The sequence below is a fragment of the Photobacterium kasasachensis genome, assembly GCF_050336885.1.
Taxonomy (GTDB): Bacteria; Pseudomonadota; Gammaproteobacteria; order Enterobacterales; family Vibrionaceae; genus Photobacterium; species Photobacterium kasasachensis.
Map to the genome: position 1 here is coordinate 328,253 of NZ_JAKJSH010000004.1, position 23,180 is coordinate 351,432.

Below are 23,180 nucleotides of genomic sequence, written 5' to 3' on the forward strand. Positions count from 1 at the left end.
AAAGGACCATGTCCATTTACAACACCTCACATAACGGCGATTCGGATGATCATCCCCAATCATTCTGGGCCAAGTATGTCTGGAGCCAGGATCACAAGGTCATCGCTATCCAGTACTCACTCACCGCGATATTCATGGGCCTGATCGCTCTGGTCCTGTCGTGGCTGATGCGCCTGCAGCTCGGATTTCCCGGTCAGTTCGATTTCATCGATGTAAATACTTACTACCAGTCTATGACCCTGCACGGAATGATCATGGTGGTATACCTGCTGACGGCTCTGTTCCTTGGCGGTTTTGGCAACTACCTGATCCCGCTGATGGTCGGTGCCCGCGACATGGTGTTCCCGTTCCTCAATATGCTCAGTTTTTGGTTTTATCTGCTAGCCTCGCTGATCCTTATCGCCAGCTTCTTCGTCACCGGAGGGCCGACAGGTGCTGGCTGGACGCTCTACCCGCCCCAGGCCATTATGCCCGGCACTCCCGGTACCGACTGGGGAATTGTGCTGATGCTGATCTCACTGGCAGTCTTTATCGTCGCGGCAACAATGGGAGGCCTGAACTATGTCACCACCGTACTGCAGGCCCGTACCGAGGGGATGACACTATTGCGCATGCCGCTAACGGTATGGGGCATATTTACCGCTTCGATCATGGCATTGCTGGCCTTCCCTGCACTGTTGGTCAGCGCCATTATGATGCTGTTCGATAAGCTGCTCGGATCGAGCTTCTTCATGCCCGCGATTATCTCGATGGGCCAGCAGACCGACTACGGCGGCGGTAGCCCGATCCTGTTCCAGCACCTGTTCTGGTTCTTTGGCCACCCCGAGGTCTATATTGTTGCCTTGCCAGCCTTCGGAATCGTTTCCGATTTGATCAGCATCCATGCGCGCAAAAACATCTTTGGCTACAAAATGATGGTATGGGCCATACTGGGAATTGCAGCACTAAGCTTTATTGTCTGGGCACACCACATGTATGTCAGCGGAATGAATCCGTATTTTGGTTTTTTCTTTGCAACTACCACCCTTGTGATTGCTGTGCCTACCGCTATCAAGGTCTACAACTGGCTGTTTACCCTCTGGCGGGGGGATATCCATCTAAGCCTGCCGATGCTATTTGCCCTGGCATTTATGAGCAGCTTTATTATTGGCGGATTAACCGGCCTGTTCCTTGGCAATGTGATAGTCGACATCCCTTTATCAGATACCTACTTCGTCATTGCCCACTTTCATATGGTAATGGGCGTCTCCCCTATTCTTGTCATCTTTGGCGGGATATATCACTGGTATCCCAAGATCACCGGACGAATGCTCAATGAGCCCCTCGGCCACCTGCACTTCTGGGTCACTTTTCTCGGTACCTACGCCATCTACTTCCCAATGCACTATCTTGGGATCCTCGGTATGCCGCGCCGATACTATGCCTACGATGACTACAGCTTTATTCCGGAATCGGCCCAGAGCCTCAATGCCTTCATTACCATCGCCGCCCTGATTGTCGGCGCCGCGCAGCTGATATTCATCTTCAACCTGTTCTGGAGCCACAAGAAAGGCAAGCAGGCAACGGGAAACCCCTGGCAGGCTACCTCACTGGAGTGGCAAACACCCGATACGCCTCCCCGACACGGCAACTGGGGCCCATCGCTCCCTATTGTCTACCGATGGGCCTATGACTTTAGTGTACCGGGACATGACGAGGACTACATTCCGCAGAACGCTCCGCCCGCGCAGCAACCAGACCAGCACGCCTCCAGTGCCGATGAAGACCTTTCCTCGCCAAATGATCTGAAGAGGGACAGCGATGAAGCCTGAATACCATAGTCGCAAAGACGATGCTCATGAACACAAGAACCTTGAGCAGAATGGCCAGCCAAATCAAGCCAAGGTGACCCTCAGCCCGGACGCCGACAGAAAGTACTTTCCCCCCATGGAAAATGCTTCTGCCTCCACCGGCGTCTGGCTCCTGATAGCCGTGGTCACTATGCTGTTTTTTCTGTTCTCGGTGGCCTACCGGATCAGGATGACTCTCAATGACTGGCAACCACTCGGTGAACCGTGGCAGCTCAGTATCAGCACTGCTATGCTTGTCATGAGCTGTGTAGCAATGCACCTGAGTTGTCGCAAGGCAGCACTGCTGCCCTCCATCCATGCCTGCCGCGCCTTGCTGAACCTCGCGGTATTTTTTACGTTGGGCTTTGTTGGAGCTCAGCTTTGGGCATGGCAACACCTGCTTGCGTTGAATTACAGTGTCGGGGGCAACCCGGCCAACAGCTTTTTCTACCTGTTAACTGGCCTGCATGGACTGCATGTGCTGGGTGGGCTGGTAGCCCTGGCGATAGCGGTTTACCACGCTGTCCGCAGACGCAGTGACTCCCTTTACCAGTCATTGAACCTCTGCACCCGGTATTGGCATTTTTTACTCTTTGTCTGGTTGTTTTTATTGGGGCTGTTGCGATTTACATAAGAGGTAAATACGTATGGCCGATTCCCCGTCAACACAGTCCGGCCAATGGGCATCCATCGTTGCGGACTACTCTGCGGACCAAGCCGTATTCCGCATTTCATCCAACAAAGCCATGATGTGGCTGTTCCTGCTAAGCGATATCTTTGTCTTCGGCTGTTTCCTGACCGGCTATATGGCGGTCAGAATGACAACCACAACCCCATGGCCGATCCCTAGTGAAGTCTTTGCCCTGACCATCGCCGGTCAGTCAATTCCGCTGATCCTGATTGCGATCATGACGTTCATTCTGATCACCAGCAGCGGCACCATGGCGATGGCGGTCAATGCCGGGTACCAACGAAAACGCCGCCTCACGGCACTACTGATGGTGATCACCGCTCTGTTCGGCCTCAGCTTTGTCGGCATGCAGGCATTCGAGTGGACCAAGCTGATCGAGGAAGGCGTACGCCCTTGGGGTAACGAGTCAGGGGCAGCCCAGTTCGGGGCAAGCTTTTTTATGATCACCGGTTTCCACGGCTTGCACGTCAGTATCGGCGTTCTCTATCTGCTTATTGTGGCCGCAAAGGTATGGCGGGGAAACTACGAGCGCAGCGGCAACTACGAGATCGTCGAGATCGCCGGCCTTTACTGGCATTTCGTCGATTTGGTCTGGGTTTTCATCTTCGCCTTTTTCTACTTGTGGTAGGAGGATTTGAACATGGACACTGCACACTCAAGTACGACCGAGCATAAGCAGCAACATCCCATTAGCCTATATTTGAAAATATGGGGGCTGTTATTTGTGCTCAGTACCCTGTCTTATATGGTCGACTACTACCATCTTGAGGGACTGCTGCGCTGGAGCTTAATTCTACTGTTTATGATTCTGAAGGCCGGCCTTATCGCCAGTGTATTTATGCACATGCTGTGGGAGCGGCTGGCACTGGTTTACACCATCTTCTTACCACCACTGGTATTGCTGGTTCTCGTGATTCTGATGGCCAGCGAGGCTGACTACATATTCCAGCTACGGGAAGTCTTTTTTAACGAATAGTTGATAACTAAACAGGGAGGCTCGCAGGCCTCCCTATTTATTTTGCAATCAGCGTTTAGAGCTCAACATAGGACATATCACTACGGCAGCGTTCGCTTCATTTTCGCCCAGCCATTCTGGGTTGCTATCAACCAGTGCGGTGGAGCCTTGCCTATGCCGGCGGGCTTTAACTTGTCATGGGCCAGGGTCACATTGGCCAGAGTAATTTCCTGGTTTGGCTCTACATCGACCATTAATACATGCTTGCCTGATTTCAACACCTGCTTGAAACGGCGGAACTGGTAGTGCAGCTCCTGAATCCCAAACAATCCGCCTTCCCAGGTAATAAATCCGAGCATCACAATGGCCAACATAACGAACGGAACCCAACCTACCGTTTCTGTTGCACCAGACAAAAAAGCAACCAGCAATACAATAGCAGCGGCACAGACACCGACAACGGCTCCAATCTCGGTCGAGTGAATAATATCGTTACGCATAATAGACTTCACGGGGTGAAGGTGGTGATGGCTGGCAACCTCGGTATCGTTGTCGGTCAGAACATGTATTTGTGGCGGGCTGATCCCGCTCAACTCCAATTCATATTCCACCAACTCCAGATCGTCTAGGTCATCACTAATGTAAAAGACCCGCTTCATTACGGCCTCCCGGCACTGAATACCACACCGAACCCATGTCTTATTCATTCAGAGCGATGTCAGTGATTAGCAACAATAGAAAAAACTATTCGTAGTTAAATTTTAATACACATTCAGCCTATTATTTTGGCTTGCTGACATTTCTCTGACTTTTCCCTAACAATCACTTCGGCCGCACCACATATACTCGCGTGAACAATTGAACACAGACCATTCTACAGCAATGAAAAACTACCCACTTATTAGCGTTATTCTGTTTACCCTGTTTCTTGGCGGCTGCCAGTTAACCCACGTCGAGGGCGAAGTTGACGGCGTAAATATCAGAGCAACAACTGACGAAACCAAGAGTAGCAGCAACCACGGAAATGGCAGTTTCTGTCCGCCAGGGCAAGCCAAAAAAGGCAACTGCTGATAGCTTCGCAGATTTATCAGACGTAACGGAATACATCCAGTCCGTCAGGGTCGATATCTGGATTGCGACCACTGACGATATCTGCCAGCATTTTTCCTGAGCCACATGCCATGGTCCACCCCAGTGTGCCGTGACCCGTATTGGTGAAAAGGTTGGCAAAAGGCGTCTTGCCGATCACTGGCGTACCGTCCGGTGTCATTGGTCGCAAACCACTCCAGAACTCCGCTTGCTTGATATCTCCGCCTTCAGGAAACAGATCCTGAATGACCATCGAAATTGTCTCTTTCCGCTTTTGGGTCAGGCTGAAATCAAACCCTGCCAGCTCGGCGGTACCTGCTACCCGGATACGATCCTCAAACCGTGTCATGGCTACCTTATAGGTTTCATCCATCACGGTAGATAACGGTGCTGCCGTTGAATCTGTCACGGGTATGGTCAACGAATATCCTTTAACCGGATAGACAGGAAGCTCCATGCCAAGTGATCCCAGCAATGATGTGGAATAGCTGCCCATTGCCACCACATACGCATCCGCGCTGAGTTCTCCGGCACTGGTGGTGACCGAGGAGATATTGCCGTTATTGTGGTTCAGGCGCTCCACCGACGTATCAAACATGAATTTTACCCCAGCCTGTCTGGCAAGCTCTGTCAGCTGTTGGCAGAACAAGTAGCAGTCACCGGTCTCGTCATCCGGCAGGCGCAACCCGCCTACCAGCTTGTCTTTTACCTTCGCCAGTGCCGGCTCGACCGCAATACAGCCTTCCACATTCAGCTCTTCATAACGGGTACCGCTATCGGCCAGTACCTGAATATCTTTGGCGACCGCTTCTATCTGGGCTTCATTGCGAAACACCTGCAATGTTCCTTGCTGTCGGCCCTCATAACTTAAGTCTTCCTGCTGACGAAGTTCCAACAGGCACTCACGGCTATAGTTGGCAACCCGGAGCATCCTGGATTTGTTGACCTGGTATTTTTTCTGGTTACAGTTAGCCAGCATTTTCGTCGCCCATAAATACAGTTCAGGCGATACCGACGGTTTGATTTTCAGCGGCGCATGTTTTTGTAACAGCCACTTCATGGCTTTTACCGGGATCCCCGGTGCCGCCCACGGAGAGGAGTAGCCATAGGAAATTTGTCCGGCATTGGCAAAGCTGGTTTCTTCTGCGCTCTTGGGCTGCCTTTCGACCACAGTCACATCATGACCGGCCTCGGCCAGATACCACGCCGACGTTAAACCAATAACACCACTTCCCAATACAATCACTTCCATCACACGACTCTCTAGTTTGCTGGCGACTTTATGGAACGGAGAATGCGTTATTTACATTTACATAACAATCGATAATATTTAACAGCAGTGTTTAGTTTTACTAAAAGCAGACGGAAGAGCTTTTCATGCAACCGATCAAAAGCAGTACCCTGGCCGGTCTGGCAACCTTTGATATTGCGGCCCGCTTCGGCAGCTTCACCCAGGCCGCCGAACACCTGCACATCACAACTGGCGCTGTCAGCCAGCAGATCCGCCAGCTGGAACAGCAGCTCAATTTTCCTTTATTTGACAGACACTCACGAGGTATTCGCCTGACAGAAAAAGGACAACAGCTGTACGCAGTAGTAAGCCAAAGCCTGAATGATATTAATCAAACCGTGGTAAGCCTTCAGCAACCTGAAGCCGAAGGCGAGATTCGCCTCAAGCTTACCCCTTCTTTTGCCTTTAAATGGCTAGTACCAAGGCTTCAGAATTTCTATCAACAATATCCCGACATCAAAATCCAGACGTTTGCCGAAGGTGCCCTTGTCGATCACCAGGACACCAGCTTTGATCTGGTGATCGACTATTGCCGCCAGCCGCCGAGAAACGGTACCCTGCTGCTCAGCGAGAATCTGCTACCGGTCATGAGCCCCGGCTACAGAGACAAATTCGACTGGAACAACAAGGCATGTTGGGAAACTGCAACATTGCTGCATGATGCGATGCCATGGCGGGAAGCTCGTCAGGACTTTGAGTGGCACTACTGGTTCCAAACAATGAATATCTCTGCCGACAGCCAGCATGGACACTACTTTAACCGCACCGATATGGCCATGGCTGCCGCCGAAGCCGGGCTCGGGATAGCGATGGCCCGCTGCGCACTGATCAACGAAGAGTTTGCGACCGGTAAACTGGTTTCGCCTTTCAAGCCGGTTCCGGCCAATGCCGGATACTATCTGATCCGGCACCGCGACAATCAGGCAATAGCCTGTTTTGTCGACTGGCTCGATACTCAGGTACTAAAAATCGATGAGCAGATACTTTTTCCAAATGAATAAGCGTGTGCTAAAAATTGATTACCCAAGTCACCTCATCAGGCTAACTTTACTTGCCCAAGCTGAAGATGAGCCTATTCATTCCCTGAGCACAACAGGAGAGCAACAATGTTATATCAGAAAGGACTGGCTATCGGGCTATTGGCATTTTCTATCGCCACCCAGGCCGCGACATCCGTGGATTTAGTCAAGACCACACGTTCATGGGATGGGCAAACACTTCCGGCCTACGCGCTGAACCAGCCAGAAGTCACCATCAAGAAGATCACCGTTGCTCCCGGCGAAAAGCTACCCTGGCATCAGCACCCGGTGATCAACGCCGGAATATTATTAAGCGGTGAGCTAAGAGTAACCACATCTGAGCAGGTTTTGGAACTCAAAGAAGGTGATACCATTGTCGAGGTAATGAACACCTCGCACTTTGGCGAAAATACAGGCAAGACACCTGCGGAAATCATTGTTTTCTATCTTGCCGAAAAGGGAGCGGAAGTTACCGTCTTGGATAAAAAATAAAGCAGACCATGGGCCTGCTTTAACGTTTCTGTCGAGCTAGCGCACTAAAACGCTGATTTATCAATAATACGATCTACCGGGGTAAGGTCGATTTGATTGACCCTTCGTTCTCGCTCAACGGTTGAATTACCATAGTGAATCAGCTCTTTCTCCTTGGTGACAAAATATACGCCTTCCAGATACGGCTCAGTTACTTCAATATTGGTGTATGTCGAGCGCCCTGTTCCAGAACAAGTATCGAACACCATAGAGCCCCAAACAAAAGCGGAACCGTCTTGTTTAACAGCAACATTATAATTGCCCTTTGAGGCGGTCTTATCGATACCAGATAACATAACCTCCTCATCGATAGTCACGTCACAAATGTCATTCCAACTCAATACCTGAGCCGAACCAAATTTTAACGCCCAATGCGATGTTCTTGTCGGCTCATCAAGCTGCTTGTAGACATCAGGGTTAATGGCCGACAGTTGGACTCCACCTGTACCCTTACCCCAGAAAGTAATCTGGTCATCATCATGATAAGCAGCAAACGCCTGCGGTAAGCTGATAATTTTATTTACATTATTTAAATTAACCTGTTCAGTCGCGCTATCAGCGCCAAAGCCCGCGTTTTCAGGCAAACCCCACGTCAGCACGGTGCCATCTTTTTTGAGCCCGGCAAAAGCAAAACCGTTAAATGCAACTGACTCAATTCCTGTAAGCGGCTCGGTTAGTTGCGTGCGATCATCAAGCTTACTAATGTCACCCCATACAACCACTTCCCCGGATTGCGTTAACGCAATATAGCCACCTTCTGCTGCTTGCACTTCGCGAATATTGACGAGTTTTTCTTGAACAGAGCTTGAATCACCACCATTGCTGGGATCGCCCCATGAAACTGCACTTCCATCAGTGTTCAAAGCAGTAAATGACTTATTATTTGAATAAATAGCCTTCACTGTCTTGAGGTATGGACGGGCCAGCGTCAAGTCGCCTCCCATAGTACTATCACCATAGGTATATAGGCTGTGATTAGTTGTCAGAGCCGCAATGGCACGATGTGTAAATACCACCTCTTTAACATTGGCAGCCTCTACGTACTTGCTTTCACATTCACCTGCACCATTATTACAGTCAATATATACAACATGCAGCAAACCGCCTTCTTCCAGCCCGGCAATAATATCTTGTCTGCTCTTCAGCCATTTCAACTTCTCTGCCCCAAATTGCTCCCCGTTCTTGGCTCTCACTCTCGGGTCGCCCCAACTAAACACCACACCATTACTACGCTGTGCTGCAAAAAATCCCCCATTTCGAACGCCAGGGCTACTGGTTAGCATAATCACATCGGAAAGCAGCGGTCTGACATCATCCCTTATACCATCCTGATAATTTCCGTCATTCATCCAATTAAAGCCCCATGTAGATACCGAACCATCTGTCATCAAGGCAGCAAAACTATGAGTACTTTGTACCAATTTCGATATGTGAACAGGCTGATAAGTAACATACTGGGTATCGCTATCACTTCCGCGCTCAGAAAAAGCGGTTACCGATAAAGTTACCGGCTGCCCCGCATACGTTGGGGTCATCAAGAAGTCCGTACCGGATCGACGATACACATCGCTATCACTTGTTTTTACCGTCCAGGTATATTGTGTCTTAGTCGGATCACAATATTCACACACCGAACTGGCTGTAACCGTCGCCCCAGGAACAAGCGTATTCTGCTTATCTAATGAAAGGATTTTCGGCTTGGCTACTTTAACAATGCGGGACATCGTTGCCTTATTCCCTTGCCCATCAGTCGCCGAATAGACTACTTCAGTTTCACCCACTATCGACGTATCAACCTCACCGTTTTCAATGACAACGGCTACCTCACCATCGATATTATCAACGGCGTTAGCTCCTAGCTCCTGATAACTCGCTCCCAAAGCGAGCTTTACACTGCTCTCGCCATTTAATGATAACTGCGGTGCTTGCTGATCTGGCTCGAGAACAACATGAACAGTGCGCTCAAGCGTTGATGAGTTTCCAGCTTTATCGACTGCAATATAACGAATAGTGTACACACCAACCTGCTGACTATTGACACTTCCTTCACTCGTCACTGAGACTGTGCCATCCACATCATCGACAGCTGTTGCTCCTTCGTCCTGATAATTCTCACCTAAGGTTACAGTCAGGTTCTGACTACCACTAATCGAAATAACAGGGGGCTGTGTATCTTGTTCCTTACCGGCTGGTTGAGGTGATTCTGCTTGTTCATTCGCTTGAGAAGTGGTTGTTGCATCAGATGAAGAGCCGCCACCGCAAGCAGAAAGAAGCAAAGCTAACGGGATGATGATTGGATATTTCACTATTATTCGCTCTTTGGATAAGTTTAAGCTGAATATAATGAAGGCTTATAAATCATACAATTAGAATGATTTATAGTAGATTAGCAATGTGAAAGCGATCTCATATTAAACACATTTCACACATAGTGGAATCGCTGAAGGGAATACTGAGTGCTTGAACCTAAATCAATTACATTCAAGCACTTCCTGACTAGTTGTAAGCCATATCAGATCATAGCTGGCAACATATCAAACTACAAAACCTTGATAAAATGGACTTATTTCAACACAACCAGCTCTTTCATAAGTGACTCACCCAGCTCATGGTTCGAAGACGAAAGGGCTGCTGCATTTCGGGTTTCTTCTACCAGTTGTTGCATGTTGGTCTGGATAGTCGCCGAATTCACCAACTGTTGCTGTACCCTGGCTATCACAGTTTCTACCGCGCCCTTGCTCTGATTTGCCATCGCCACCAGAGACTCGATGTCTTCCAGAGTCACCTCGGCAAGATCGACACTGCTATTGATGATGTCAGTAATCCCTTTTTGCTTACTGATAATGGATGCCGAGATATCCATAATAGTGTTCATCTCACTGTTAATCTTATCTGCTGACTGGTTGGCCGTATTAGCCAAGGACCGGACTTCGTCAGCAACCACCGCAAAGCCACGACCATGCTCACCGGCTCGGGCCGCTTCAATCGCCGCATTCAGTGCCAGCAAGTTGGTCTGATCGGCGATGCCTTTTATCGACTCAACCAACTGGCCAATATTCTTGTTATTGCCATCTAGCGAGGAGAGCAACTCGGTGAACTCGCTAATACTGATTTTTGAGCTATTGATATTCTCGGAGAGGCTGCGTAACTGCTTGATTGACTGAGTACTTGTTGCCGCCGTTTTGCTGGCCGCATCAAATGAGTCATTCGACAGGCTTTCTATCTCACTCGACTGGTTAATAAAATCTTCAATCAACTCAAAGTTGTGATTGATTGCTTCAAGACGCTTAGTCGATGCCTTATTCACATTACCAGCATTGGTTGCAATCTGGCGGGCAATTGCCAGTGGCTGGTTTTCTTTTAGCTGATCAAATAGCGCCGCTTTTGTCTTGAGCGCTTCGAGCTCAGCTTTGTCTATGACAGTCTGGTGCTCAGGGATCGGGGCTGAAAAAAGTTTTAGCATAATTCTACTCACTTAATTAATTATTGTTTGAGGTTGATGATCATTAAAACATCATTCTGCCGTCATCCAGTCTGTTTCTGACACGAAGGGCTCGCCTTCGATACCATGGAGATATAACACACCTTTGTGGTTCATGAAATTAGAATCGCTACGATTTAGATCCAGAGCCTGACCATATATATCACTGACCCAAAAAGCCGGCGAAGACTGAGCTATCGCCGCTGTTGCACTGAAGTCCCAAAGGCTTCCCCCGCCTTTCTGAGCCTTAGGAAGTTTGAGGTAACACGCAGGAGGGTTCTCAAACACACCAATTGCATTCATCACCGCGCCACAGCTGTTCACTATCTTCAGCCCATCATAGCCCTTGGCCTTTATCAAGCTATCAATTTGTTCAATACAAGTCTGGTAACGGGCATCACCCTCAAAACTACGATCAATATACAAAGTAAAACAGCGATGCTTCGTCACTGGATTCCAGGGCAACCCATTTTTCAGCCGTACAGGCTCGTCAGCAGCCAGTGCCTGATACGTATCGCCCGTGGTCGGGTTATGAACCACACCGATAACAGGAGCACCCGATTGGCTCACCAGGGCAATAGAAACAGCAAAGCCCGCCGAGCCCTCAATGAACGGCAATGTGCCGTCTAACGGATCGATACACCAGAAATACTCTTTTTGTCGCCGAGGGTGTTCAGAAATATTGTCCTCGCTGGCATTCTCCTCGCTGAGGACAGCCAAATCATATTGCTCGATGCTCGGTTGAAGGATATCAAGGATCAGTGTCTGGCAATGAAGATCTACCTGGGTAACAACCTGTGAGCTCAGGCTGTTACCCGCGGCCTTATGATCAACTTTCAACTGCGACCGATCAAAAGTGGCTATGTATCGCCCGGCAGTTAACGCTGCCTCGGTCGCCAACGCCAAGAGTTTTTCTAGCTGTGAATTAGACAGTTTCATCATTTACCTCAATGGAGCCCAGTTGCGCCAAGGCCTGGCGCGTCAGGCCTTCGGTATAGATATTGATCTTCCAGTGATCCGGGCACCAGCCTTTGACAAAGCGTTGAAAGTCCGCCCAGGCCATACAATATAACGGTCGCCACTCCCGCTCTATCTGAGCCGGGTCGAGTTGCGGCTTCAGCTCAGCAACAGCTTGTTGGAGTTCAGAAAAATAGTAATCAAGCAGGCTCGGAACACGATCTTCGCACTCATCAAAAGAAATACAGCTACTAATAAACAAAATAACATCCTTCATGCCGCACCCTTTGCCGACATACTGAAAGTCGACAGCGGCCGCACGATCACCCTCTGGCGTAAAACAGAAGTTCGCCAATTTGGCATCGCCATGCACCAAGGTTTGGAAACAACAGTCTTTGAGTGTTTGATCGATTTTACCGGCCGCCTGCTTAAGCGGAAGATCAGCCAGTGCCGCCAACTCATCAGGCCGCGTTTCCAAATGCCAGTAGGTACCGCTTTGCCATAATCCGTGAGGCTCTTGAGCAAGGTGCTGGGCATGAAAATAAGCCAACCAACGAAGACAAGCGTCTACCTGAACCTGTGTCGCCTCTTTGATAACCTCACTAAAGCCAAGTGTTTTCAGATCCTCAAGCACAATGAGTATCTCATTATCGTGCTGCTCAACATAAAGGCTTTTGGGTACCGGGCACTGCTTAGAACAAACATTGGCATAATCCTGATACCAGTTCACTTCGACTTCATAAGACTTCAGCTTACGTTGATGGGATATCGCGGTATTCCAGCCCCGGGGATGGTGTTTAGGCTGTGGAAGTTTGATGTGTTTAACAATTACCGACTCGAATTGACTATTGTTTAATGTCGCTCGAAATAGCTCCCCGTATCCACCCCACAATGGTTGGATAAGCTGGGTGTCAGTAATGCTCTTGGCTCCCGTCACCCGGGCAACCTTGTGCAAGATATCTGGAGATATAGTCATGTTTTCGTCATTGAGAGTAATTGTCAGGCTAGTGTACAAAATTCTGCAAGAAAACACCTTTTCAATGCAGAAGAGAACCCAATCGTTCAAAAAACCAGCAAACAGTTAGATTTCCGTGATTTTCTCCGCATTTTTCCGACTTAATAAGCAACTGAAATCACAAATAAATTACAAAATGAAAAAACTAGCATATTGATTTAATATCAGTTTTCAAAAAGTAGCATTATTTTATTATCTTTTTTTGATCTGTTACGTTTGTATCTCAATTTAATATTTGAGCTAGTTATGACCAACAATACCACTAATTTAACTATCGATGAAATTGAGGATAAATTAGCAAGTCCTTCTGTTTCTGACGATTTTTTAGCAGTGCTAAAAGATTCATCCACAAACAATGCTGATATCGCGGAACTCCTATATCAGTATTATCTCAACGTAAGTGATTATAATAACGCAATATATTATCTAGAACTCAGTGACAAGTTCAATGATAGCTATGCACAATTGTATCTGGCATCCCTTTGCCAGCAAGGAAAACACTGCGAAAGAGACGAGGCTCGAGCTCAGGCTTTGTTCGAGCGTTCAGCGCTAAATGGCGACTCTGAGGCTCAATACGAGCTAGGTGCCAACCTGCTATTAAGTGCAAACAACCAGGAAGAGATCGAACAAGGCACCTACTGGTTAAATGAGTCTTACCTCAATGGTAACGATGACTCAAAACTATTACTCGATGCTATCTAACCACTTTTCGTTATTAATCAAAGAAAAACACATAACAGGAATAATAAAAAAAGACATTCACTGCGCTATCTTCAAAATCGACAAAAGTATATCAATACCGTATTATATTCCCCGCTTCCCAAGGGGAATATTACACTAATTTCAACACGCTACTTCATCAATACTAACACCACCTCCAAACGATTCTATTTCAGCACCCGATAACAATTGAGAATAATGAGGCAATAATGCAGTCCTTTGATGAAGTAGGGATCCGGTACGAGCTGGTTTCAGATAATGAGCTGGCCATAACGGTTAAAAGCGTAGCGGCTTACTAGTGCCAGAGAGGTTGCTGCAGACAGTGTCGCCGAGATAAAGATCGCCACCATGATCACAAGCTGATACTTAACAGCCAGCAATGGCTCGGTCCCACCTAGTATCTGCCCTGTCATCATTCCTGGCAGGCTGACAATACCCAGTGTCGTCATGGAGGCCAATTGAGGTGCCAGGGCTGCTTTTATCGCTGTTTTAATAAACGGCTGTGCTGGGTTCGGTGCGCCCATCGCCAGAAAGAACTGGTACTCGTTTTGCCTTTCCTTAAGACCAGTGTACCAGCGCTCAATCGCCAGAACGTTAGCCGTCAGGCAATTTCCGAGCAACATACCGGCGACCGGAATCATGTATTGCGCCTGCCACCAGGGATCAGCCTGGATCACACCAGCCAGCAGCGTTGGCAGTATAACCAGCAGAGCCACCACTTGCCCGGCAATCACAGCCGGCATAACTGCCTTCAGTTTCACTTCCGCCCGACGACAAATGCTGTATCCGGCTACCACGATCATAACCGTGAGCCATAATACATTGAGCCCCAAATTTTGAAACTCAAACAAGGCTTGCAGATACAAACCAACCACGGCGAGCTGTAATGTCATTCGCAGTGCAGCCTCTACCACAGCCCGACCAAGACCTAGCTGCCAGCGATGAAACAAAAATAACGGGATCAGCAACAGCAGATAGAAGCCGCCCATTGCCAGATTACTTATATTCAATGCTTCATTCATGGTGTGCCTCCATAGCATGCTGATACTGGCAGGCTTGCTGCCAGACAGGATCGTGTGAGACCGACACCATCGTCAGAGATTGCTCCGAGAGAACCGCAATCACTTTATCCCGGGTAGCCGGATCGAGAGCTGAAGTCGGTTCATCAAGTAACCATATCGGACGTGACATCAAGAGTGCTCTGGCAATCGCCAGCCGTTGTTTCTCGCCACCAGATAACTGAGAGGCCAGCTTGGTTAATGGGTGAGAGAGTGAAAGTTTTACCAAAGCAGCAAGGCATTGCCGTTCATCCGGCGGAGATGATTTCATCGCTTTCAGAGACCAAGGCAGAAGAAGCACTTCCCCAATGGTTTCTGCCCCCATCACGGGTTGTTGCGGCAGATAACAAAACTGCTGTCGCCACCAGCGCAGTGACTCGGCATCCACCGTCTTGCCTTGCCACTTAAAACTGCCGGTAGAAGCAGGCCGCAATCCGGCAAATACTTGCAACAAACTGGTTTTTCCGCAGCCAGACGGGCCAGATATAGCCAAGTGATCGCCTTTGCGCAGTGTCCGGGTTAAGTAGTCATGCCCTGAGCTTTCTAGACCAGAGCCCAGGCCACAAATAACCAGATCATTGCAAATTGCTTGTTTCATCGATTCTTCATCCAAACCTCTCCCGACCTTTGCAGTCTAAAGGCTCAATAACCATGATTCAAATTGATGAAAATCATCTAGCTAACCAGTTTGATTCATGTTTTAGTTCCTCTAGGAAAATCGCATTAAAAAAGGCTTTAACCACATTGCTGTCGTTAAAGCCTTCACATGTCATCACCCGCAACAATTAACTCATCGCTGCTTTTATTGAGTTTTTACAACTTAAAACGGGTGATCAATGCCTGCAGTTCTTCACCCAGTTTCGCAAGTTCCTGGCTGGACGCAGAAGTTTGCTCGGACGCCGCAGCAGTTTGATCAGACACATCCTGAATCGCATTGATCCGCACATTGACGTCTTCAGCCACATCACTCTGTTCTTTGGCAGCATTGGCAATTTGCAGGTTCATATCCGTAATGGTTGCCACTTCTTCGGTTATAGCAGCCAGAGTCTGGTTGACATCTTCAGCCATGGTGACCATCTGCTGCACTTGCTGCTGGCTATTGCCCATTTCAGTGACAGCTGATTCACTCCCCGTTTTCAAGGTTGTGATCATGGATTCAATCTCGACGGTCGAGTCTTGTGTTTTCTGGGCCAGTGCGCGGACTTCATCTGCCACAACAGCAAAACCTCGGCCAAACTCCCCTGCGCGTGCAGCTTCAATAGCTGCATTCAATGCCAACAAGTTAGTTTGATCGGCAATGCCTTTGATAACATCGAGAACCGAAGCAATACTTTCGCTATCATCACGAACCTGCTGAATAACACCTGCCGATTTCTCCACATCAGATGCCAACTGGTTCATGCCCTGTACCGTACCGGCCACAAGCTCATTACCTTTCTGAGTCTGTTGGTTAGCCTGCTTAACCGCTTCAGAGGTGGAATTCGCTCGGTTGGCAACTTCCTGCGAAGTCGCATTCATCTCGGTCATGGCTGTCGCAACTTGCTCAATATCCGACTTCTGTGCATTAACCCCGGCACTGGTTTGTGTCGTCACCGCCGACAGCTCCTCTGAAGCTGTTGCAATGTGGTTGATACTGTCATTGAGGCGAACCATCACCTGCTGCAAATGGCGGCTCATCGTACCGATAGCTGCAAATAGATCACCGATCTCGTCTTTTCTGTTCGCCTGAATATCAAGGGTTAAATCACCCTCAGCGATCTTCTGGGTCATCACTACCGCCTCATGCAGCGGACGAACAATCTGGCGGGTAATGATCACACTAACAACAAGACCGGCAATAATACCGAACAGGGCCAGTACAGTACTGGTGGCTTCAATGGTCCAGATACTATCTGCCAGACGGGTCTTCTGGATCTTGCGGATCTCATCAGCCAGCGACTCGGCCTCACGGGCATTTACCAACATCGCGCCATTGGCTTTTTCCATGCTCGATGCATAATTGATATAATTGTTGAACGACGCAGTATACTGGCTGACATTTTCCAGTACTTTGTCAGCCATTTCTTTATGCTTTGTTGTACGGTACCGACTTTTCAGCTCATTCATCAACTGAGTCATATCCGCCACATGAGTCTGAACATCGCTGACATATTGGCTGTCTAATGACAACATATAGTTCTTTTCGGCACGACGGGTTTCAAGCATCCACTTGATTAAACGGTTTGCATCGTCACCCTTTTCTATCTCCAGAGCAATGAGATCGCCTTCAGCTTGCGCTGCTATCAATGCCTGATAGGCCGTTTTATGATCCTGGCGGATACTCGTTAGCAACAGGTCAACATCACGGGCACGCTCTCTCATAACCTCAGATGCTTGCTGGCCTCGTTGCTTTAGATCCATGTAGTTATTGAACTCACGGTGATAAGCCCTCGTTGCTGCTATCATCCGATCCATGTTCACTTTGTCATCCTGCTCGGCAGAGTTATTTTTCTTCTCTTCCGCTAGCGAGATTAAGTCATTAACAACCTGATTGATCCCTGAAACTGATCTGTCAGTTCCTCTGATAACATAATTTTTTTCGTTAATACGAGCTTCTTTAATGAATTTAACCATTCGGTTTACATCATCAGCCGTATCGACATCCTTTTCTAGGGATGTAAAACCAAGAAATGCATTCATGGTCAAGAATGACATTAATATTAATATTAATCCGAAACCAAAAGATAACTTGGTTCCTACTTTTAAATTCTGGATATTAAACATCAATAGCCTTGTTGCAGTGAAAGTAATGGTGCAATAAAAAATGCACACGAATTGGTTATTCGTATGCATCACATATACATATTATCAAGGCAGAATAGTATACAGTATATCAATGTGTTTTTAAATTTCATTAAACGCTATTTTCATCCATCCTAGAAAACATGCTTATAATTTAATCCATTCCTATTAATCCCTATTTAATTCCTATTAAACATACAATAGACCCTCGCACATTAAATAAGAACAGATTGTGAAAACAAATTAACAGCAGATTATTTCTGTAATAGGGCGTGAATGAACATTCAAAAGAAACAAGCAATATGCTATGAGATGAAAACTATTACCTTACTCTAAAACCAAACCTTACACCTACAAATTAATAACATCCCTTCAAATGTCGATTGTTATTTGACACATATGCACATCACATCCTAACCTTTTATTAATAATAAGCCTTAATAATCTATTGAATAAAAAAGCCATTTGCACTTATCAACAAATGGCTTTTAAAACCTACTTATACCCAGGCAACCTATTAGTCCCCCTCACGGTACTGCTTTTCCACTTCATCCTGCGGCTCAAACTCATCATACTCAACAGGCATAACCTCTTCGGCACTAAACTTTAGCGACGCTGGGACCGAGTAATTCGGGACATTATCGTAGCTAAAAACTGAATAGTATTTAGGCAAGTTAGCATTGCCAAACCTGTCAAAGGTATAGCTGTCTTTGCCGGCGTAAAGCTTCACACCATCAAACGGTGAACGTGGTGGATGAAAACTATTTCGAACCACATACGAGCCGACAAAGTCGGCGTGTTCAGGATTAGTCCACGTTAATTTGACCAATCCGTTCTCCAGGCTTGCCTGTAGCTCTTGGGGAGCCTCAAGCGCCTGCTTACGCCGCTCAATATATTCAATCACCAGTTGAGGACGCTGCTCGCTGTCGATTGCCTGCCAGTTGACCAGCGCATCTTTTTGACGCGATGCAGACGTGGCACGAATGATCAGATTGACCGTTTTTTTGTCGCGATGGAATGACTCGAGATGCTGTCTGGCCGAGCTATCAAACATAAATATCTGACGTGGCGTTTTCCCCAACTCCTGGCTGCTGACCTCGTAGCCAAGATATTCAATCTTTTCCCGGTGTTTAACGCTACAGAAATTAAGGTCGTCCAGCTCGGCAATTTCCGCCGTGAACCGCATGGGTTGTGATACCCCACTCAAGGACTCACACTCAATGGCAAAATAAGCCTGAGTGATCACGATATCGGATTCGTCACTGATACAAGACAGCGAAAATGCCACCTGACCAAATACCGTCTCACCTTCAGAATCAAACCCGCACTGCAACTCCCCTTGCTGTAACTTATCCTGGCTGATGGTATGGCAATCAGACGCTGCTAACGCCAGTTGATAAGGACGGCGAGTATAAATAAGGTCGAGGCAAGGGCGGTAGTGGATCCCACCACCGAAACGACCATAGCCAATATCAAACTGCATCATTTGTGAATCGTTGCCGAGCGGCAAACTGTCCGGACCTTGCAGTCGAAGCAGCAACCGGCCCTTTTCAAGCTGATCCTGTACCAGCTGTTTTTCCATCGCACTAAAACGCCAGCTTTTCCAAATTCCCTGAGTCAGCTGATCAGAATCAATCGCATCACCCAGCGTCTGCAAAGGAGGTGCTTGATGGATCTCCTCATAGATAGAAAGCTCATTGATATCGTCAGGATTTAGGATTGATACTGACCACTCGCCATAATTCTCAATTTTTGCCCCTACCCGATTCATCGGATACAGCGAGAACACCGCATTCTTAATAATGGCATCAGGCGGGATCCTGTCCATATCAAAAGCAATTACGCCGTAGCACACTCCTTTGGTCTTATTTACTCCGATAAATAGCGAATTATGGCCGAAATGTTCCGCATTATGGCTTTGAGTCAGTTCACCGACATAACCAATTTGCTCCGGTTTAGGAAATAACGTAAAAGCGAACTCATCTTTTTCCAGACAGGTCTTTATTTTCACCTCAGGAGAAAACGGCGATTTTATCCGGCTCACCCGGTTTACTTTACGCAAATTGTAATAATAGCGATGGCCTGATTTTAGCTGCTTGTCGATATATTCATTCTGCGAGGTAATTGCAATTAAGTTTTCTCGGTTGCAATGATATTTCGGCGACTCACTGCGATATACCTGATAATAGCAACCTTCATCATCCGATGAGTGCTCCCAGCATAATATCGCCTGATTGGCCGTTATCTCCCTGACCGTAAAGTTACCCGGTCTAGTTGGGGCCAAATCCGAGTAATTAATGGCATTACCCAGTGCATACAATAAAGCCGGGATATTTTCATCCACACTCTGCGACATGTTAATCAGATAATCGGGAATATTCCTGCTGCCGACTTCCACCACAGCAGACAATATCCCACGATCATAATAATACTCACGTCCGCTACCGTGGATCAGGTTAGCCGGTGGCTTACCACGATGAATACCGTACTGACGTTGTGTGACCTTATATATTTCCTGAGCCATATTGGCACACAGAATGTTTAAGTCTGTCCCTTCAATTTCAGCTTCGTGGTTAAACTTGTGGGCAGGGAAAAACACATTCCCCTGTGAATGATAATCCAACGCGATCCGGATGTTGCTGTGCGCCTCCACAAAGTGTTTGATAGCCTGAGTTTCAGGTTCCGAGAATGGCCCGGGTCCACCATAGATATTCGACTGGGTATCATTTGAGCGACGGAAGTTAATACCAAAGTTACGGTTCAGATCGACTCCAAATGTTCCATCGCCATTATCTCGCCGGTTCTTGCGCCAAAATGAGAAATGCTTGCGAGAATACTCGAAACCATCCGGATTGAGACAAGGCACCATGTATAACGTATTACGGGTCAGCGCTTCGACGACATCTGGATTACTGGGGTAATTATCAAGCAGGTACTGAACAAAATTCACCGCCAGCTCGATACCGATCCACTCGCGAGCATGAATTGTACCGGTATACAGCAGTGCCGGCTTGAGATGGGCGTACGCCACATCCTGCGATACCGTTACCATCATTATCGGCCGACCTTCATGAGTCTCCCCAATGCTTTCCAGCCGAATGAGGTTGGGGTACCTTTCCATTGCCTGAGTCAGGAAGTCAATCGTCTCCTGATAAGACAGGTATTGTTTTTTCATTGCCGCCCCCTAGCAGACAAACTCATGCTCTTCCCAGCACCGAAGTATCGCCTCAAGTTTCTTCTGTTTGAGGTTTCTGAACGCCGTCAACTGCTGCGGTTCATGCTCAAGCGCATATAACACACCGCTCACACCGAGCGTATCGACAATTTCCTGCGACAACACCTTGCCTATACCTTTCACACTCTGAAAGAAAGCCACAAGATGTTCAGGCTCAGGTAGGTGCCCGGCATCAGTCTCGGGCTTAACTTCAAGCTTTGATTCAGAGACCGCTCCAGATAAGGAGTGATGATCTGCCACAGTGACTTCTTGATGATCTTCAATGCCGGTATCAAGAAAACTGTCTGGCTGATTGATTTGAGTTTGTGTTTGTCCGTTGCCAACTGCCCCATGCTCATTACGGTTGTATGGGTTGACTCCGGACAACCGGTGCATATCCTGGAAATTCCATGCCTTACTCGGCCACTCTTCACCTCGAACATGGCGTGTTTCTAGCAAAGAGTACTGCTCATCAGCGGGAGCATATTCACCGGTATCTGTCGAATGACTAGCCTGACCGAAACTAATATGTCGCATCGTACGTAGCAACGAGGAATCAATCTTGCCCAGCTCTTCCCAGTTTTTATGGGCAAAATACGGTTTGTCGAAGCGCTGTGGAGCCAGTAGCCACATCAGGTACTGACCAATCCAGTCACGAATATAGGGGAAGGCAGCAAAGGCCGTCGCACACTCCAAAATGGTGTATTCATCATCGGTACTTACCGCGATATCGCAGGCCCAGTACTCAGCATTGGCTGCCTTCGATGCCCGAACAGCGAGCTCCAACACTTCCTCGGGAACATTCTGATAGTCCATGCTGCCGCCCTGGCTGGTATTGGTCAGCCACTCTCCCTCGGGTGGCCGACGCCAAAATGCACAAACTGGCTGATGGCCCACCAGCATGACCCGGATATCCGCCTTCATTGGGACAAAGTCCTGGATATAGGCGGGGTAATAACGCTTCTCGGAGAATAGACGCACCGCCTCTTCGGCACTGTCAATCTTATGGACAAAATAGCCGCCGTAATTCGACGGGCCATATGAACGCTTCACAATCTTGGGATACTGGGTATTGTTGATGTAAGCCAGCGCCTCCTCAACCAGATAAAAAATCTTGGTTTTAGGGATCGGCAGTTGGTATTTGTGGCAAAAGTGCGTGACGTTTTCCTTGGACTTGTTACAGAACTGGCTATCCAGCGTCGGAATAAACCTCACCTCCGGCAAAGCGCGGGCAATCTCACGGAATGTTTCATAGGCAGTCGCCGGCACATTGCCGATCAGAACATCAATTTTTTTCCTTTTTACTTCATCGATAAAGCGCTGTTTGTCATTCCCCCAGTGATAGACCACCTGTTCAATCTTATCCGGCCACCCCTTGAAGTTAGACTTATCGAAAAAACGCAAAACATGATCGAGGTAAAGCATACCGATCCTGGGTAAAGACTGCTTTGGCATGGTCATAGTGTTTCTTCCTTAACAAGAGGGCTTGAAGTTGCGGCAAGATCAAGGGCAGCGAGATCAACAACGGCGGAATTCAGTTCACTGCGCTGGTCTTCTCTGGTCTTTTCTTTGCAGGCAGTTCGCTCAATTAGATCGACCAAATAGGCAATCTTGGTATCGTTAAAATTGAGCCCGGCTTTTTCCTGATCCGGGGTAGCGAAGGCCGGGATCCCGTTCACTTCCAAGACCACGTACTGCTGATGCTCAATGTCATAAATAATGTCGACGCCAGCCACTTCCAGGCCGGTAACTTTAGCGGCCTTCAAAGCCAGTTCTATCACCTCGGGGGTTGGCTCGCGGCAAATCACACTGCCACCGCTGGTCACATTGGTTTTCCAGCTTCCCGATGCTGCCTTACGGCCGTAGCAGGCCACAAACTTGTTATCGACAATATCTATCCGGTAGTCGGTGAAGTCATTTTCGATCACCCTCTCAATATAGAACTGCGGCGAGCTTTGCTTGGTGATATATGGATGAATCAAGTCCAGATCACGTTCGCTCTCGAGCTTGATGATCCCGTTCCCCCCCCAGCCGTTCACCGGCTTGCAGATAGCCTTACCCTGCCAGAACCGCAAGTGCTCCCTGAGTTGTTCGATATTGTTTTTGTTACAGACAATATAGTCTGAGGTAGGAATGCCGTGTTTCTTCAACAAATGCGCCGTTCGGAACTTATCCTCTGTCAGTTCAAACGCTGCATAGTTATTGATAGTCGGGACCATGCTGCTCAGGGTCTGGTACAAATACACCTGATACGGCGTCTGCTGACCAGCGTTATAAGAAAAGAACAGGTCCAGCTCATCCATCATGTGACCATTGCAAAAAATACTGCCGTTGTGCGCCGAGGCCTCGCCCAGGTCAAGCCCGGTAATTGCCTCTATATTCCTTTCATTTAACTGAGCAACAATCTTGCGCTCAATGTCTGTTCCACCTGAATTCTGATACATCCACAAACCAACACGGGGAGGGGCCATGATTTTCTCCTTAATCATTCAAACCTCAAAATATGCCACTAGAGCACAGAAAGATTACAGCAAGGTAGTAATATGGTT

The 23,180-nt window shown here is 47.9% G+C and carries 20 protein-coding genes; 8 read left to right on the plus strand and 12 right to left on the minus strand.

Annotation, left to right across the window (positions count from 1 at the left end):
• The first annotated feature begins 8 nt into the window (after positions 1-8).
• The 4 genes from ctaD to L4D19_RS01505 are packed head-to-tail and all read left to right on the plus strand — an operon-like array spanning position 9 to position 3,496.
• A complete protein-coding gene (gene ctaD / locus L4D19_RS01490) occupies positions 9-1,811 on the plus strand; it encodes a cytochrome c oxidase subunit I (protein WP_428450846.1) in 1,803 nt (600 codons plus the stop codon).
• Complete coding sequence (locus L4D19_RS01495; protein WP_428450847.1) at positions 1,801-2,463, plus strand: cytochrome c oxidase subunit 3; 663 nt, start codon at positions 1,801-1,803, stop codon at positions 2,461-2,463. Before ctaD ends, L4D19_RS01495 begins: the two co-directional genes overlap by 11 nt.
• A gap of 13 nt (positions 2,464-2,476) precedes the next feature.
• Complete coding sequence (locus tag L4D19_RS01500) at positions 2,477-3,148, plus strand: heme-copper oxidase subunit III family protein (RefSeq protein ID WP_428450848.1); 672 nt, start codon at positions 2,477-2,479, stop codon at positions 3,146-3,148.
• A 12-nt stretch (positions 3,149-3,160) separates the two neighbouring features.
• Positions 3,161-3,496, plus strand: a complete 336-nt coding sequence (locus L4D19_RS01505) for a cytochrome C oxidase subunit IV family protein (protein WP_428450849.1) — start codon at positions 3,161-3,163, stop codon at positions 3,494-3,496.
• 80 nt (positions 3,497-3,576) lie between these two features.
• Here the strand turns inward: L4D19_RS01505 and L4D19_RS01510 are convergent, their stop codons facing one another.
• Positions 3,577-4,134: an NAD/FAD-utilizing enzyme gene (locus L4D19_RS01510; RefSeq protein WP_160651606.1), complete on the minus strand. Its 558-nt coding sequence runs from the start codon at positions 4,132-4,134 to the stop codon at positions 3,577-3,579.
• Between the two features lie 223 nt (positions 4,135-4,357).
• On the opposite strand from L4D19_RS01510, the gene L4D19_RS01515 reads away from it, so the two are divergent.
• Positions 4,358-4,546 (plus strand): hypothetical protein, encoded by a 189-nt coding sequence (locus L4D19_RS01515; RefSeq protein ID WP_428450850.1) that lies wholly within the window; start codon positions 4,358-4,360, stop codon positions 4,544-4,546.
• A gap of 16 nt (positions 4,547-4,562) precedes the next feature.
• Here L4D19_RS01515 and L4D19_RS01520 read toward each other — a convergent pair whose 3' ends face one another.
• Positions 4,563-5,816, minus strand: coding sequence for a D-amino acid dehydrogenase (locus L4D19_RS01520; protein ID WP_428450851.1), 1,254 nt, complete (start codon positions 5,814-5,816; stop codon positions 4,563-4,565).
• Positions 5,817-5,941: 125 nt separating this feature from the next.
• Between L4D19_RS01520 and L4D19_RS01525 the strand changes: the two genes are divergently transcribed.
• Entirely contained in the window at positions 5,942-6,856 is a 915-nt protein-coding gene (locus L4D19_RS01525) for a LysR substrate-binding domain-containing protein (RefSeq protein WP_428450852.1), read from the plus strand.
• Positions 6,857-6,961: 105 nt separating this feature from the next.
• Positions 6,962-7,366: a cupin domain-containing protein gene (locus tag L4D19_RS01530; RefSeq protein ID WP_428450853.1), complete on the plus strand. Its 405-nt coding sequence runs from the start codon at positions 6,962-6,964 to the stop codon at positions 7,364-7,366.
• Between the two features lie 44 nt (positions 7,367-7,410).
• On the opposite strand, the gene L4D19_RS01535 is transcribed toward L4D19_RS01530, so the two are convergent.
• The 4 genes from L4D19_RS01535 to L4D19_RS01550 all read right to left on the minus strand — a co-directional run bounded on the left by L4D19_RS01535 (position 7,411) and on the right by L4D19_RS01550 (position 12,819).
• On the minus strand, positions 7,411-9,711 hold the full coding sequence (locus tag L4D19_RS01535) for an immunoglobulin-like domain-containing protein (RefSeq protein ID WP_428450854.1): 2,301 nt from the start codon (positions 9,709-9,711) through the stop codon (positions 7,411-7,413).
• Between the two features lie 257 nt (positions 9,712-9,968).
• Positions 9,969-10,868 (minus strand): methyl-accepting chemotaxis protein, encoded by a 900-nt coding sequence (locus tag L4D19_RS01540; protein ID WP_428450855.1) that lies wholly within the window; start codon positions 10,866-10,868, stop codon positions 9,969-9,971.
• Positions 10,869-10,919: 51 nt separating this feature from the next.
• Positions 10,920-11,828, minus strand: a complete 909-nt coding sequence (locus tag L4D19_RS01545) for a 3'(2'),5'-bisphosphate nucleotidase CysQ family protein (protein ID WP_428450856.1) — start codon at positions 11,826-11,828, stop codon at positions 10,920-10,922.
• A complete protein-coding gene (locus L4D19_RS01550) occupies positions 11,812-12,819 on the minus strand; it encodes a phosphotransferase (RefSeq protein ID WP_428450857.1) in 1,008 nt (335 codons plus the stop codon). The genes L4D19_RS01545 and L4D19_RS01550 overlap by 17 nt, the downstream gene beginning before the upstream one ends.
• A gap of 285 nt (positions 12,820-13,104) precedes the next feature.
• On the opposite strand from L4D19_RS01550, the gene L4D19_RS01555 reads away from it, so the two are divergent.
• Positions 13,105-13,560, plus strand: a complete 456-nt coding sequence (locus L4D19_RS01555) for a tetratricopeptide repeat protein (protein WP_428450858.1) — start codon at positions 13,105-13,107, stop codon at positions 13,558-13,560.
• Between the two features lie 269 nt (positions 13,561-13,829).
• Here L4D19_RS01555 and L4D19_RS01560 read toward each other — a convergent pair whose 3' ends face one another.
• From L4D19_RS01560 to L4D19_RS01585, 6 genes are all read right to left on the minus strand, one after another.
• Positions 13,830-14,600 carry an ABC transporter permease gene (locus L4D19_RS01560; protein WP_428450859.1) on the minus strand — a complete coding sequence of 257 codons (771 nt, stop codon included), beginning with the start codon at positions 14,598-14,600 and terminating at the stop codon, positions 13,830-13,832.
• Positions 14,593-15,234, minus strand: a complete 642-nt coding sequence (locus L4D19_RS01565) for an ABC transporter ATP-binding protein (protein ID WP_428450860.1) — start codon at positions 15,232-15,234, stop codon at positions 14,593-14,595. Before L4D19_RS01565 ends, L4D19_RS01560 begins: the two co-directional genes overlap by 8 nt.
• Positions 15,235-15,449: 215 nt before the next feature.
• On the minus strand, positions 15,450-17,315 hold the full coding sequence (locus L4D19_RS01570) for a methyl-accepting chemotaxis protein (RefSeq protein WP_428450861.1): 1,866 nt from the start codon (positions 17,313-17,315) through the stop codon (positions 15,450-15,452).
• A 619-nt stretch (positions 17,316-17,934) separates the two neighbouring features.
• Entirely contained in the window at positions 17,935-20,592 is a 2,658-nt protein-coding gene (locus L4D19_RS01575; protein ID WP_428450862.1) for a M14 family zinc carboxypeptidase, read from the minus strand.
• 9 nt (positions 20,593-20,601) lie between these two features.
• Complete coding sequence (locus L4D19_RS01580; RefSeq protein WP_428450863.1) at positions 20,602-22,092, minus strand: ATP-grasp domain-containing protein; 1,491 nt, start codon at positions 22,090-22,092, stop codon at positions 20,602-20,604.
• Entirely contained in the window at positions 22,089-23,102 is a 1,014-nt protein-coding gene (locus L4D19_RS01585; RefSeq protein ID WP_428450864.1) for an ATP-grasp domain-containing protein, read from the minus strand. The genes L4D19_RS01580 and L4D19_RS01585 overlap by 4 nt, the downstream gene beginning before the upstream one ends.
• Positions 23,103-23,180 lie beyond the last annotated feature (78 nt).

Excerpts from the sequence above, each read along its gene's own strand:
- ctaD (WP_428450846.1), top strand. The coding sequence starts at position 9 with ATGTCCATTTACAACACCTCACATAACGGCGATTCGGATGATCATCCC.
- L4D19_RS01495 (WP_428450847.1), top strand. The coding sequence starts at position 1,801 with ATGAAGCCTGAATACCATAGTCGCAAAGACGATGCTCATGAACACAAG.
- L4D19_RS01500 (WP_428450848.1), top strand. The coding sequence starts at position 2,477 with ATGGCCGATTCCCCGTCAACACAGTCCGGCCAATGGGCATCCATCGTT.
- L4D19_RS01505 (WP_428450849.1), top strand. The coding sequence starts at position 3,161 with ATGGACACTGCACACTCAAGTACGACCGAGCATAAGCAGCAACATCCC.
- L4D19_RS01510 (WP_160651606.1), bottom strand. The coding sequence starts at position 4,134 with ATGAAGCGGGTCTTTTACATTAGTGATGACCTAGACGATCTGGAGTTG.
- L4D19_RS01515 (WP_428450850.1), top strand. The coding sequence starts at position 4,358 with ATGAAAAACTACCCACTTATTAGCGTTATTCTGTTTACCCTGTTTCTT.
- L4D19_RS01520 (WP_428450851.1), bottom strand. The coding sequence starts at position 5,816 with ATGGAAGTGATTGTATTGGGAAGTGGTGTTATTGGTTTAACGTCGGCG.
- L4D19_RS01525 (WP_428450852.1), top strand. The coding sequence starts at position 5,942 with ATGCAACCGATCAAAAGCAGTACCCTGGCCGGTCTGGCAACCTTTGAT.
- L4D19_RS01530 (WP_428450853.1), top strand. The coding sequence starts at position 6,962 with ATGTTATATCAGAAAGGACTGGCTATCGGGCTATTGGCATTTTCTATC.
- L4D19_RS01540 (WP_428450855.1), bottom strand. The coding sequence starts at position 10,868 with ATGCTAAAACTTTTTTCAGCCCCGATCCCTGAGCACCAGACTGTCATA.
- L4D19_RS01545 (WP_428450856.1), bottom strand. The coding sequence starts at position 11,828 with ATGATGAAACTGTCTAATTCACAGCTAGAAAAACTCTTGGCGTTGGCG.
- L4D19_RS01550 (WP_428450857.1), bottom strand. The coding sequence starts at position 12,819 with ATGACTATATCTCCAGATATCTTGCACAAGGTTGCCCGGGTGACGGGA.
- L4D19_RS01555 (WP_428450858.1), top strand. The coding sequence starts at position 13,105 with ATGACCAACAATACCACTAATTTAACTATCGATGAAATTGAGGATAAA.
- L4D19_RS01560 (WP_428450859.1), bottom strand. The coding sequence starts at position 14,600 with ATGAATGAAGCATTGAATATAAGTAATCTGGCAATGGGCGGCTTCTAT.
- L4D19_RS01565 (WP_428450860.1), bottom strand. The coding sequence starts at position 15,234 with ATGAAACAAGCAATTTGCAATGATCTGGTTATTTGTGGCCTGGGCTCT.
- L4D19_RS01570 (WP_428450861.1), bottom strand. The coding sequence starts at position 17,315 with ATGAATGCATTTCTTGGTTTTACATCCCTAGAAAAGGATGTCGATACG.
- L4D19_RS01575 (WP_428450862.1), bottom strand. The coding sequence starts at position 20,592 with ATGAAAAAACAATACCTGTCTTATCAGGAGACGATTGACTTCCTGACT.
- L4D19_RS01580 (WP_428450863.1), bottom strand. The coding sequence starts at position 22,092 with ATGACCATGCCAAAGCAGTCTTTACCCAGGATCGGTATGCTTTACCTC.
- L4D19_RS01585 (WP_428450864.1), bottom strand. The coding sequence starts at position 23,102 with ATGGCCCCTCCCCGTGTTGGTTTGTGGATGTATCAGAATTCAGGTGGA.